This window comes from Promicromonospora sp. Marseille-Q5078, from assembly GCF_050315395.1.
In the GTDB taxonomy this organism is placed as follows: domain Bacteria; phylum Actinomycetota; class Actinomycetes; order Actinomycetales; family Cellulomonadaceae; genus Isoptericola.
Genome location: NZ_JBNPQG010000001.1, coordinates 2,024,149 through 2,036,814 on the forward strand (window position 1 = coordinate 2,024,149; position 12,666 = coordinate 2,036,814).

A 12,666-nucleotide genomic window follows, 5' to 3' on the forward strand; every position below is an offset into this window, starting at 1 on the left:
CTGCGCTCGCGACACCGCGGGGGCCCCGGCATGAGCATCACCGCACCGGCAGGCTTCCGGGCCGCCGGCGTCGTCGCCGGCCTCAAGTCGACGGGGGCGCGCGACGTCGCGCTCGTCGTCAACGACGGCCCCCGACGCGCGGCCGCGGCGGTGCTCACGACCAACCGCGTGCAGGCCGCGCCCGTCGTCTGGACCCGGCAGGCGGTCTCCGACGGCGCCGCGCGCGCCGTCGTCCTGAACTCCGGCGGCGCCAACGCCTGCACCGGCCCCGAGGGGTTCGCCGACACCCACCGCACGGCGGAGCACGTCGCCGCGGTGCTGTCGGCCGGGGCCGCGACGCCGCAGGACGAGGTCGGCGCGGGCGACGTGCTCGTGTGCAGCACGGGCCTCATCGGCCTCCGCCTCGACATGGACGCGCTGCTCGGCGGCGTGGACGCCGCGGCGGCCGCGCTCGCGACCGATGGCGGCGACGCCGCGGCCGACGCGATCCGCACCACCGACACGGTCTCCAAGCAGGCCCTCGCCCAGCGCGCCGGCTGGAGCGTGGGCGGGATGGCGAAGGGCGCGGGCATGCTCGCGCCCGGCCTCGCGACGATGCTCAGCGTGCTCACGACGGACGCCGTGGTCGACCCGGCGACGGCCGACGCGGCCCTGCGCGCCGCCACCCGGACCACGTTCGACCGGGTCGACTCCGACGGCTGCATGTCCACCAACGACACCGTGATCCTCCTCGCGAGCGGCGCCTCCGGCGTCGAGGTGGGGCTGGAGGAGCTGTCCTCCGCGGTCACCGAGGTCACCGCGTCGCTCGCGCGCCAGCTCGTCGCCGACGCCGAGGGCGCGAGCCACGACATCGCGGTCACCGTGCGGAGCGCGACCACGGAGGACGCCGCGCTGGCGTGCGCCCGGGCCGTCACGCGCTCCAACCTGTTCAAGGCCGCCGTCTTCGGCAACGACCCGAACTGGGGCCGCGTGCTCGCGGCCGTCGGCACCGTGCCGCCCGACGTCGCCCCGTACGACCCGCTGACGCTCGACGTCTCCATCAACGGCGTGCAGGTCTGCCGGGCGGGCGGCGTCGGCGAGCCGCGCGAGCTCGTCGACCTCGCCTCGGAGCGCGAGGTGCACGTGGAGGTCGACCTGCACGCGGGCGACGCGCAGGTGACGGTCTGGACCAACGACCTCACGCACGACTACGTCCACGAGAACAGCGCGTACAGCTCATGAGCAGCGACGTGGTGAACGGGCTGCTGCCCGAGCAGAAGGCAGAGGTGCTCCTGGAGGCGCTGCCGTGGCTCCAGGAGTTCGCCGGTGCGCTCGTCGTGGTCAAGTACGGCGGCAACGCGATGATCGACGACCGGCTCAAGGCCGCGTTCGCCCAGGACATGGTCTTCCTGCGCCAGGTCGGGCTGCGGCCCGTCGTGGTGCACGGCGGCGGCCCCCAGATCAACGCGATGCTGGAGCGCCTCGACATCCACAGCGAGTTCCGCGGCGGCCTGCGCGTGACCACGCCGGAGGCGATGGAGGTCGTGCGGATGGTGCTCACCGGCCAGGTGTCCCGCGAGCTCGTCGGCCTCATCAACGCGCACGGCCCGCACGCCGTCGGCATGTCGGGCGAGGACGCCGGCCTGTTCCGCGCGGCCCGCCGGCACGCGGTCGTCGACGGCGAGCCGGTGGACGTCGGCCTCGTGGGCGACGTCGTGCAGGTGGACGCCGGTGCCGTGCAGGACCTGCTCGACGCCGGCCGCATCCCCGTGGTCTCGACGGTCGCGCCCGACATCGACGACCCGACCCAGGTGCTCAACATCAACGCGGACACGGCGGCCTCGGCGCTCGCCGTGGCGCTCGGCGCGAGCAAGCTGATCATGCTCACCGACGTCGAGGGGTTGTACACCTCCTGGCCCGACAAGGACTCGCTCGTCGAGGAGATCGCGGCTCCCGACCTGGCGACCCTGCTGCCGAGCCTGACGGCGGGCATGGTGCCGAAGATGGAGGCCTGCCTGCGGGCGGTGCAGGGCGGCGTGCCGCGCGCCACCGTCATCGACGGCCGGCAGCCGCACTCCGTGCTGCTGGAGGTCTTCACCACCCGCGGCAACGGCACGATGGTCGTGCCGGGTCCCGCGGCCCCGACGACGAAGGAGGCGCACGCATGAGCGGCACCGCAGCCCAGCACCTGGAGGCCGTGACCGGCGGTGCCCTGGCCGACGCCTCGAACGCGGCGTGGACCGATCGCTACACCGACGCGGTGATGGACACCTTCGGGCCGCCCCAGCGGGTGCTGGTGCGCGGGGAGGGCGCCTACGTGTGGGACGCGGACGGGCGTCGGTACCTCGACCTGCTCGCCGGGATCGCCGTGAACGCCCTCGGCCACGCGCACCCCACCCTCACGGCCGCGATCAGCGCGCAGCTCGGCACCCTCGGCCACGTGTCGAACTTCTTCGCCACGCCCACGCAGATCGGGCTCGCGGAACGGCTCCTGCACCTCGCGGGCGCGCCCGACGGGTCGCGCGTCTTCTTCACCAACTCCGGCACGGAGGCGGTGGAGGCGGCGTTCAAGATGGCGCGCCGCAACCGTGGCGACGACGGGTCTCGCACCCGCGTGCTGGCCCTGGAGGGCGGCTTCCACGGCCGCTCGATGGGCGCGCTCTCCCTCACGGCCAAGGCCGCCTACCGCGAGCCGTTCGAGCCGCTGCCCGGCGGCGTCGAGCACGTCCCGTTCGGCGACACCGCCGCGCTCGAGGAGGCGTTCTCGCCCGAGGCCGTGGCGGCGCGCGGCGGCGTCGCGGCGCTCGTCCTCGAGCCGCTGCAGGGGGAGGCCGGCGTCCGGCCGCTGCCCCCCGGCTACCTGGCGCACGCGCGCCGGCTGACCGCCGAGGCGGACGCGATGCTCGTGCTCGACGAGGTCCAGACCGGCGTCGGGCGCACCGGCTCGTGGTTCGCGTTCCAGCAGCCCGAGGTCGGCGGCGGCGTGCTCCCCGACGTCGTCACCGTGGCCAAGGGCCTCGGCGGCGGCTTCCCCGTGGGCGCGGCGATCGCCTTCGGCGAGCGGGCCGCCACCCTGCTCGGCCGCGGGCAGCACGGCACGACCTTCGGCGGCAACCCCGTGGCCGCGGCCGCGGGCCTCGCCACGCTGGGCGTCATCGAGCGCGACGGCCTGCTCGAGAACGTCCGCCGCGTCGGCGAGGTGCTGCGCACCGAGATCGAGGCCGCCGGCAACCCGCTCGTGGCGGGCGTGCGCGGGCGGGGCCTCCTGCTCGCCGTGCAGCTCACCCGGCCGGTCGCGGCCGACGTCGCCGCGGCGGCGCTCGACGCCGGGTTCGTCGTGAACGCCGTGGCCTCCGACGCGATCCGCCTGGCCCCGCCGCTGATCCTCACCGCGGATCAGGCGCGCGACGCCGCCCGGTTCTTCGCTGCGGTCACCGTCCCAGCCCCCGACGCCTCCGAGCCCGTTGAAAGAGAGCCCTGATGCCCCGCCACTTCGTCCGCGACGACGACCTCACCCCGGACGAGCAGCGCGAGGTGCTCGAGCTCGGCATGGCCTTCCGGGAGGACCGGTTCGTGCGCGCGCCGCTCGCCGGCCCCCAGGGCGTCGCGGTCCTCTTCGACAAGCCGACGCTGCGCACCCAGGTCTCGTTCTCCACCGGGATCGCCGAGCTCGGCGGGTTCCCCGTGATCGTGGACGGACGCCTGGCCCAGGTGGGCGTGCGCGAGTCGGTCGCCGACGTCACCCGCGTGCTGGACCGCCAGGTGTCGGCGATCGTCTGGCGCACCTTCGGGCAGGACCGGATCGACGAGATGGCCGCCGTCTCCCGGGTGCCGGTGGTCAACGCGCTCACCGACGGCTTCCACCCGTGCCAGATCCTGGCCGACCTCCTCACGGTCGCGCAGCACCGCGGCGGGATCGGCGCGCTCGCCGGCCAGCGGCTCGCCTACGTGGGCGACGCCGCCAACAACATGGGCGCGTCGTACCTGCTCGGCGGCGTGACCGCCGGCCTGCACGTCGCCGTCGCCGGGCCGGAGGGGTACCTCCCGCCGGCCGACGTCGTGGCCCGCGCCCGGGAGATCGCCGCCACGACGGGCGGCTCGGTGACCGTGACGACCGACGCGCGCGCCGCCGTCGCGGGGGCCGACGTCGTCGCCGCGGACACCTGGGTGTCCATGGGGGACGAGGACGAGGCGGCCGAGCGGCTCGCCGACCTCGACGCCTACCGCGTGGACGAGGCGCTGATGTCCGCCGCGCTCGACGACGCGATCTTCCTGCACTGTCTGCCCGCCTACCGCGGCAAGGAGGTCACCGCCGCGGTGATCGACGGCCCCGCGTCGGCGGTCTGGGACGAGGCGGAGAACCGGCTGCACGCGCAGAAGGCGCTCCTGACCTGGCTGCTGGAGCACCGGTGAGCGCCACGGACGGCGCCTCGGTCGCCGCGGGGCCGACGACGAAGGCCGCGCGCCACGCGCGGATCGTCGAGATCGTGCGGCGCACGGCGATCCACTCGCAGGCCGAGCTGGCCCGCGAGCTCGCCGACGCGGGCGTCAGCGTCACGCAGGGCACGCTGTCGCGCGACCTCATCGAGCTGCGCGCCGAGAAGGTGCGCAACGCCTCCGGCTCGCTCGTCTACGCCGTGCCCGGCGAGGGCGGCGACCGCAGCGTCCAGGCCGCCGGGGTGGGGGAGCACGACGTCGAGTACGTCGCCGCCCGCCTCGCGCGCCTGTGCAACGACCTGCTCGTCTCCGCCGAGGCCTCGGCCAACCTCGTGGTGCTGCGCACGCCGCCCGGCGCGGCGAACTACCTGGCGTCCGCGATCGACCACTCGGTCCTCCCGGGCGTCCTCGGCTCCATCGCGGGCGACGACACGATCCTCGTGATCGCCCGGGACCCGCTCGGCGGCGACGAGCTCGCCCGCCGCTTCCTCGAGCTCACCCAACCCTGAGCCGACACGACCCCGAGGGTCGTGCCCGCCGGGCGCACCCTGCCAGACTTGACCTGAACCCCCACGCTAGAAAGAGAACTGAGATGACTGATCGCGTCGTGCTCGCCTACTCCGGCGGCCTGGACACCTCCGTGGCCATCGGCTGGATCGCCGAGGCCACCGGGGCCGAGGTCGTCGCCGTGGCCGTCGACGTCGGCCAGGGCGGCGAGGACATGAACGTCGTGCGCAAGCGCGCCCTCGACTGCGGCGCCGTCGAGGCGTACATCGCGGACGCGCGCGACGAGTTCGCCGCCGAGTACTGCATGCCCGCCCTGCGGGCCAACGGCATGTACCTGGACCGCTACCCGCTCGTGTCGGCCATCTCGCGCCCGGTGATCGTCAAGCACATGGTGCGCGCGGCCCGCCAGTTCGGCGCGTCCACGGTGGCGCACGGCTGCACCGGCAAGGGCAACGACCAGGTGCGCTTCGAGGTCGCGACGACGTCGCTCGCCCCCGACCTCAAGACGATCGCCCCGGTGCGCGACCTCGCCCTCACCCGCGAGAAGGCCATCGAGTACGCGGAGCGTCACGACCTGCCGATCGCGACGACGAAGAAGAACCCGTTCTCGATCGACCAGAACGTGTGGGGCCGCGCGGTGGAGACCGGCTTCCTCGAGGACATCTGGAACGAGCCCACCAAGGACGTCTACTCCTACACCGACGACCCGACGTTCCCCCCGGTCGCCGACGAGGTCGTCATCACGTTCGACCAGGGCGTGCCCGTCGCCCTGGACGGCGTGGCGGTCACCCCGCTGCAGGCCATCCAGGAGATGAACCGTCGCGCCGGCGCCCAGGGCGTGGGCCGCATCGACATCGTCGAGGACCGCCTGGTGGGCATCAAGTCCCGCGAGATCTACGAGGCGCCGGGCGCCGTGGCGCTCATCGCCGCGCACCAGGAGCTGGAGAACGTCACGCTCGAGCGCGAGCAGGCCCGCTTCAAGCGGACCGTCGAGCAGCGCTGGACCGAGCTCGTCTACGAGGGCATGTGGTTCTCCCCGCTCAAGAAGAACCTCGACACGTTCATCGACGAGACGCAGAAGTACGTCTCCGGCGACATCCGCATGGTGCTGCACGGCGGGCGGGCCACCGTGACGGGCCGCCGCTCGGAGTCCAGCCTGTACGACTTCAACCTCGCCACGTACGACGAGGGCGACTCGTTCGACCAGTCGCACGCCAAGGGCTTCATCGAGATCTACGGCCTGGCGGCCAAGCAGGCCGCCGCCCGCGACGAGAAGTTCGGCAACGGCGTGGACTTCGGCACCGGGGAGTTCTGATGGGCTCGGAGATCACGCCGTCCGGCGGCGCGGGGTCCGACGGCACGGTGACGTCGCCGTCGGACAACGTGTCGCTGTGGGGCGGCCGGTTCTCCGGCGGCCCGTCGCCGGAGCTGCAGGCACTCTCCCAGTCGACCCACTTCGACTGGGTGCTCGCGCCCTACGACATCCGTGGGTCCCGGGCGCACGCCCGGGTGCTGCACGCCGCCGGCCTGCTGACCGACGACGAGCTGTCAGGGATGCTCGACGCGCTGGACGTCCTGCTCGCCGACGTCGAGTCGGGGGCCTTCCTGCCGGTGCTCGGGGACGAGGACGTGCACACCGCGCTCGAGCGCGGCCTCATCGAGCGCGCGGGCGCGGACCTCGGTGGCAAGCTGCGCGCGGGCCGCTCCCGCAACGACCAGATCGCCACGCTCGTACGCCTGTACCTGCGCGACCAGGCGCGGACGGTCGTCCGCCAGGTGCTCGACGTCGTGGACGCGCTCATCGTCCAGGCGCAGGCCGCCGGCGACGCCGTCATGCCGGGCCGTACGCACCTGCAGCACGCCCAGCCGGTGCTCCTCGCGCACCAGCTGCTGGCGCACGCCTGGCCGCTGCTGCGCGACGTCGACCGGCTCCTGGACTGGGACGTGCGCGCCGCGCGCTCGCCCTATGGCTCGGGGGCGCTCGCGGGCTCGTCGCTGGGGCTCGACCCCGCGGCGGTCGCGGCGGAGCTCGGCTTCGACGGCCCGGTGGAGAACTCGATCGACGGCACCGCGGCGCGCGACGTCGTCGCGGAGTTCGCGTTCGTCGCCGCGATGGTCGGCATCGACCTGTCCCGGCTGTCGGAGGAGATCATCCTCTGGAACACGAAGGAGTTCGGCTTCGTGCGGCTGGACGACTCCTGGTCGACCGGGTCGAGCATCATGCCGCAGAAGAAGAACCCGGACATCGCCGAGCTCGCGCGCGGCAAGGCCGGCCGGCTGGTGGGCGACCTCACGGGGCTGCTGACCACGCTCAAGGGCCTGCCGCTCGCGTACAACCGGGACCTGCAGGAGGACAAGGAGCCGGTCTTCGACCAGGTCTCCACGCTCACCGTGCTGCTGCCCGCGTTCGCGGGGATGGTGCGGACGCTCACCTTCGACACGGGCCGGATGGCCGAGCTCGCGCCCCAGGGGTTCTCGCTGGCCACCGACATCGCCGAGTGGCTGGTGCGCCAGGGCGTCCCGTTCCGGGTCGCGCACGAGGTAGCGGGCGCCAGCGTCCGGGCCTGCGAGCAGCGCGGCATCGAGCTGTGGGACCTGTCGGACGCGGACCTCGCGGCGATCTCGGAGCACCTGACCCCGGGCGTCCGCGAGGTGCTGAGCGTCGGGGGCTCGGTGGCGTCGCGCGACGGCGTCGGCGGCACCGCGCCGGCACGGGTCGCGGAGCAGCTCGAGGGGGCCAAGGAGCGGTCCGCGGAGTTCCGCATCTGGGCCGACAGCTGAGCGGTCCCGCGTCGTCGTCGGCCGCGCGCCCTGCCAGGGGCGCGCGGCCGTCGGCGTTGGCGGGTCGCGGGCGCACGAGGCGTCGAGGACGATCGGCTCGGGCGAGCCGCAGGAAGGTGAGGGCGTGACGACGAGCGAGGACGTGCTGGACCTGCTGGCTGCCCGCGTGCGCGCGGCGCCGGCGCGGCTCCCGGGCGCCGGCGCGCCCGAGCCGTGGCGCCGCACGCGGCTCGTGTGCGTCGACGGGCCGGCGGGTTCGGGCAAGACGACGCTCGCCACGCAGCTCGCCGTGCGGTTCGCGTGCCAGGTCGTGCACCTGGACGACCTCTACGAGGGCTGGGAGGCGGGGCCCGCCGGCGGCGCACGGCGGCTGGGGGAGTGGGTCCTGGACCCGCTCGCCGCCGGGCGCGACGGCAGGTACCGCCGGTACGACTGGGTGCTCGGGGAGTACGCCGAGCCCCACGACGTCGAGCCCGGTCCCGTGCTCGTCGTCGAGGGCTGCGGCGCCGCCGCCCGCCAGGTCGACGGCCGGGCCGCGCTGCGGGTCTGGGTCGAGGCCGACGACGCGGTCCGCCTCGCGCGCGGGCTCGAGCGCGACGGGTCCGACGCGCTCGACCACTGGCTGCGCTGGATGGCCGACGAGCGCGACCACTACGCGCGCGAGCGCACGCGGGAGCGTGCGGACGTCCGGATCGACGGCGTCGGCCGGGTGCTCGACGGGGCCGCCGGTACGGCCGCGGCGGGCGTGCGGTGACGAGGACGGAGGCGCCCGGAGAGGTGCCCGGAGAGGCGCCCGGTGAGGTGCCGGGCCGCGCGTGGTTCGGTCGCGACGTGCACGTCGTGGCGCGGGACCTGCTGGGCGCGCTGGTCACGCGCCGCACCTCCGAGGGCACGGTGACCGTGCGCCTCACCGAGGTCGAGGCCTACGCCGGGGCGGAGGACCCGGGCTCGCACGCCTTCCGGGGTGAGACCGCCCGGAACCGCACGATGTTCGGCGGGCCGGGCCACGTGTACGTGTATCGGCACCTGGGCCTGCACCACTGCATGAACGTCGTGTGCAGCCCGCGCGGCACGGCGTCTGCGGTGCTGCTGCGCGCCGGTGAGGTGGTCGAGGGCGTCGACCTCGCCCGCGCGCGCCGCGCCGCGGCCGGCGTGACCCGCTCGGACGTGGACCTGGCCCGCGGACCGGCGCGGCTCACCGTCGCCCTCGGGATCGGTCTGGCGGACGACGGTGAGGACGTCACCGACCCTGCCGGGGCGCTGGTCCTGCGCGTGGGGACGAAGGCCGCCGGCGAGGTCGCGACCGGGCCGCGCGTCGGGGTGAGCGGCGACGGCGGCCGCGCGGACCTGTTCCCCTGGCGTGCCTGGCTCGCCGGCGAGCCCACCGTGTCGCCGTACCGGGCCGCGATATCCCGGCGCCGTCCGCGGTAGCGGTCGGGCACACTAGGAGGGCGACCCGGCCGGGTCGCGATCCCCTTGCACGAGGAGCACACGGTGACCGACGTTCTCGACGAGCTGCACTGGCGAGGCCTGGTGGCGCAGTCCACCGACGAGGCCGCGCTGCGTTCTGCGCTGGCCGAGGGACCCGTCACCTATTACGCGGGCTTCGACCCGACGGCGCAGAGCCTGCACGTCGGCCACATGGTGCAGCTGCTCAACATGCGCCGGCTGCAGCTCGCGGGGCACCGGCCGCTCGCGCTCGTCGGCGGGGCCACCGGCCTCATCGGCGACCCGCGCCCGACCACGGAGCGCTCGATGCAGTCGCGGGACGTCGTCGCGGGCTGGGTGGACCGCATCCGCGCCCAGATCGAACCGTTCCTGGACTTCGAGGGCCCCGCGGCGGCGCGCATGGTCAACAACCTCGACTGGACCGGGTCCATGTCGGCGATCGACTTCCTGCGCGACGTCGGCAAGCACTTCCGCGTGGGCACCATGCTGTCGAAGGACATCGTGGCGAGGCGCCTGCGGTCGGACGAGGGCATCAGCTACACGGAGTTCAGCTACCAGGTGCTGCAGGGCATGGACTTCCGTGAGCTCTACGAGCGCCACGGGTGCACGCTGCAGCTCGGGGGCAACGACCAGTGGGGCAACCTGCTGTCCGGCGTCGAGCTGATCCGCAAGACCGACGGCACGGCCGTGCACGCCCTGACCTCGCCGCTCATCACCAAGGCCGACGGCACCAAGATGGGCAAGTCCGAGGGCGGGGCGCTGTGGCTCGACCCCGAGCTGACGAGCCCGTACGCCTTCTACCAGTTCTGGCTCAACACGGCCGACGCGGACGTCGTGAAGTACCTCAAGGTGTTCACCTTCCGCAGCCGCGAGGAGATCGACGCGCTCGGGGTCGAGGTCACCGACCGGCCGTTCGCCCGGGAGGCGCAGCGCGCCCTCGCGGGCGACCTGACGACCCTGGTGCACGGGCAGGGGGCGACCGACGCGGTGATCGCGGCGAGTCAGGCGCTGTTCGGGCGGGGCGAGCTGCGCGGTCTCGACGCCGGGACGCTCGGGGCGGCGGTGGCGGAGCTGCCCCGGACCACGGCGAAGGCGGGCGACCTCGTGGTGGACGCCCTCGTGGGCTCCGGCCTCGTGGCGTCGAAGGCCGCCGCGCGCCGGGCGATCGGCGAGGGCGGGGCCTACGTCAACAACACGAAGGTGGAGTCCGAGGACGCCGCCCTCAGCCCCGAGGACCTGCTGCACGGCCGGTACGCGGTCCTGCGCCGCGGCAAGCGGACTCTGGCGGTCGCGGTCGCCGAGTAGCCGACCGCCTGCGCCGGCGAGGGCCCCGGGGGAGCGTGAGCTCCCGCCGGGGCCCTCGTGCGTGCGGGAGGCGTCCCGCGTCGAGGTATCTCCGCAGGTCAGCGCGCGATTTGGCACCTCGGCCGGAGTGTGTGTAATGTTCTGGTCGTTCGCCCGACAGGGAGAACGGACACCGAGGAGACAGCCGAGAGGCTGGGTACCGGTGGCCGGCCCGGAGCGAACACCCCGAATCCTTCTTCACGAGGACGCCGAGTGCGCCCTCGTTCGGGAACGGGACGTTCGAACCTTCGCTTTCAGGCTTCGGCCGGAACTTGACGGGGCAGGACGAACCGAGTAAGTTTGAGGGGTTGCCCCGGCGGGGTCAGGATCGAAAAGGTCCTGGTCTTGTGGGTGTGCGTCGGTTGTTTGAGAACTCAACAGTGTGTTTGATAGTCAATGCCAATTATTTGGAACCTTTGTTGGTTTCTTTGGATCGGACTGAGCAGTTCAGCTTGGTCTGGCCAGTATCGTTGAATGCTGCGGGCTCTTTTGGGGTTCGTGGTGTTTTCTCTTCTTTTACGGAGAGTTTGATCCTGGCTCAGGACGAACGCTGGCGGCGTGCTTAACACATGCAAGTCGAACGGTGATGTCCCAGCTTGCTGGGACGGATCAGTGGCGAACGGGTGAGTAACACGTGAGCAACCTGCCCTCCACTTCGGGATAAGCCTTGGAAACGAGGTCTAATACCGGATATGAGCCTGCATCGCATGGTGTGGGTTGGAAAGTTTTTCGGTGGGGGATGGGCTCGCGGCCTATCAGCTTGTTGGTGGGGTGATGGCCTACCAAGGCGTCGACGGGTAGCCGGCCTGAGAGGGCGACCGGCCACACTGGGACTGAGACACGGCCCAGACTCCTACGGGAGGCAGCAGTGGGGAATATTGCACAATGGGCGAAAGCCTGATGCAGCGACGCCGCGTGAGGGATGACGGCCTTCGGGTTGTAAACCTCTTTCAGCAGGGAAGAAGCGCAAGTGACGGTACCTGCAGAAGAAGCGCCGGCTAACTACGTGCCAGCAGCCGCGGTAATACGTAGGGCGCAAGCGTTGTCCGGAATTATTGGGCGTAAAGAGCTCGTAGGCGGTCTGTCGCGTCTGGTGTGAAATCCCGAGGCTCAACCTCGGGCTTGCATCGGGTACGGGCAGACTAGAGTGCGGTAGGGGAGACTGGAATTCCTGGTGTAGCGGTGGAATGCGCAGATATCAGGAGGAACACCGATGGCGAAGGCAGGTCTCTGGGCCGCAACTGACGCTGAGGAGCGAAAGCATGGGGAGCGAACAGGATTAGATACCCTGGTAGTCCATGCCGTAAACGTTGGGCACTAGGTGTGGGGCTCATTCCACGAGTTCCGTGCCGCAGCTAACGCATTAAGTGCCCCGCCTGGGGAGTACGGCCGCAAGGCTAAAACTCAAAGGAATTGACGGGGGCCCGCACAAGCGGCGGAGCATGCGGATTAATTCGATGCAACGCGAAGAACCTTACCAAGGCTTGACATGTACGAGAAAGCCCCCGAGATGGGGTTCTCTTTGGACACTCGTACACAGGTGGTGCATGGTTGTCGTCAGCTCGTGTCGTGAGATGTTGGGTTAAGTCCCGCAACGAGCGCAACCCTCGTCCTATGTTGCCAGCGGGTTATGCCGGGGACTCATGGGAGACTGCCGGGGTCAACTCGGAGGAAGGTGGGGATGACGTCAAATCATCATGCCCCTTATGTCTTGGGCTTCACGCATGCTACAATGGCCGGTACAGAGGGCTGCGATACCGTAAGGTGGAGCGAATCCCAAAAAGCCGGTCTCAGTTCGGATTGGGGTCTGCAACTCGACCCCATGAAGTCGGAGTCGCTAGTAATCGCAGATCAGCAACGCTGCGGTGAATACGTTCCCGGGCCTTGTACACACCGCCCGTCAAGTCACGAAAGTTGGTAACACCCGAAGCTCATGGCCCAACCGGTTTTCCGGGGGGAGTGGTCGAAGGTGGGACTGGCGATTGGGACTAAGTCGTAACAAGGTAGCCGTACCGGAAGGTGCGGCTGGATCACCTCCTTTCTAAGGAGCATCTGAGGCCCCGTTGGGGGTCAGCAGGCCACTTGAGGCGCCGTTCGAGCGTCTGGTGGTTGCTCATGGGTGGAACATTGACTAGCAGGATCGGTTCGGTTCATGCCGGCTGGTGAGTA

General features: G+C 71.7%; 10 protein-coding genes and 1 rRNA gene. All 11 read left to right on the plus strand.

The window, feature by feature from the left end; genetic code table 11:
* The first annotated feature begins 30 nt into the window (after positions 1-30).
* The 11 genes from argJ to ACQFYA_RS09415 all read left to right on the plus strand — a co-directional run bounded on the left by argJ (position 31) and on the right by ACQFYA_RS09415 (position 12,538).
* Positions 31-1,221, plus strand: coding sequence for a bifunctional glutamate N-acetyltransferase/amino-acid acetyltransferase ArgJ (argJ, locus tag ACQFYA_RS09365; protein WP_499123349.1), 1,191 nt, complete (start codon positions 31-33; stop codon positions 1,219-1,221).
* Positions 1,218-2,147 carry an acetylglutamate kinase gene (gene argB / locus ACQFYA_RS09370; RefSeq protein WP_499123352.1) on the plus strand — a complete coding sequence of 310 codons (930 nt, stop codon included), beginning with the start codon at positions 1,218-1,220 and terminating at the stop codon, positions 2,145-2,147. The genes argJ and argB overlap by 4 nt, the downstream gene beginning before the upstream one ends.
* Positions 2,144-3,460 (plus strand): acetylornithine transaminase, encoded by a 1,317-nt coding sequence (locus ACQFYA_RS09375; RefSeq protein WP_499123355.1) that lies wholly within the window; start codon positions 2,144-2,146, stop codon positions 3,458-3,460. Before argB ends, ACQFYA_RS09375 begins: the two co-directional genes overlap by 4 nt.
* Positions 3,460-4,392, plus strand: a complete 933-nt coding sequence (argF, locus tag ACQFYA_RS09380) for an ornithine carbamoyltransferase (protein WP_499123359.1) — start codon at positions 3,460-3,462, stop codon at positions 4,390-4,392. Before ACQFYA_RS09375 ends, argF begins: the two co-directional genes overlap by 1 nt.
* Positions 4,389-4,925, plus strand: coding sequence for an arginine repressor (locus ACQFYA_RS09385; protein WP_499123362.1), 537 nt, complete (start codon positions 4,389-4,391; stop codon positions 4,923-4,925). Before argF ends, ACQFYA_RS09385 begins: the two co-directional genes overlap by 4 nt.
* Before the next feature lie 83 nt (positions 4,926-5,008).
* The gene (locus tag ACQFYA_RS09390; RefSeq protein ID WP_499123363.1) at positions 5,009-6,238 is read left to right on the plus strand and encodes an argininosuccinate synthase; all 1,230 of its coding nucleotides are present in this window, start codon (positions 5,009-5,011) and stop codon (positions 6,236-6,238) included.
* Positions 6,238-7,704 (plus strand): argininosuccinate lyase, encoded by a 1,467-nt coding sequence (gene argH / locus ACQFYA_RS09395; RefSeq protein ID WP_499123365.1) that lies wholly within the window; start codon positions 6,238-6,240, stop codon positions 7,702-7,704. The genes ACQFYA_RS09390 and argH overlap by 1 nt, the downstream gene beginning before the upstream one ends.
* Positions 7,705-7,828: 124 nt before the next feature.
* Positions 7,829-8,458: a uridine kinase family protein gene (locus tag ACQFYA_RS09400; RefSeq protein ID WP_499123368.1), complete on the plus strand. Its 630-nt coding sequence runs from the start codon at positions 7,829-7,831 to the stop codon at positions 8,456-8,458.
* Positions 8,455-9,135: a DNA-3-methyladenine glycosylase gene (locus ACQFYA_RS09405; RefSeq protein WP_499123370.1), complete on the plus strand. Its 681-nt coding sequence runs from the start codon at positions 8,455-8,457 to the stop codon at positions 9,133-9,135. Before ACQFYA_RS09400 ends, ACQFYA_RS09405 begins: the two co-directional genes overlap by 4 nt.
* Positions 9,136-9,198: 63 nt before the next feature.
* Positions 9,199-10,458, plus strand: coding sequence for a tyrosine--tRNA ligase (tyrS, locus tag ACQFYA_RS09410; protein WP_499123372.1), 1,260 nt, complete (start codon positions 9,199-9,201; stop codon positions 10,456-10,458).
* 554 nt (positions 10,459-11,012) lie between these two features.
* Positions 11,013-12,538: ribosomal RNA gene (locus ACQFYA_RS09415) — 16S ribosomal RNA — on the plus strand.
* Positions 12,539-12,666 lie beyond the last annotated feature (128 nt).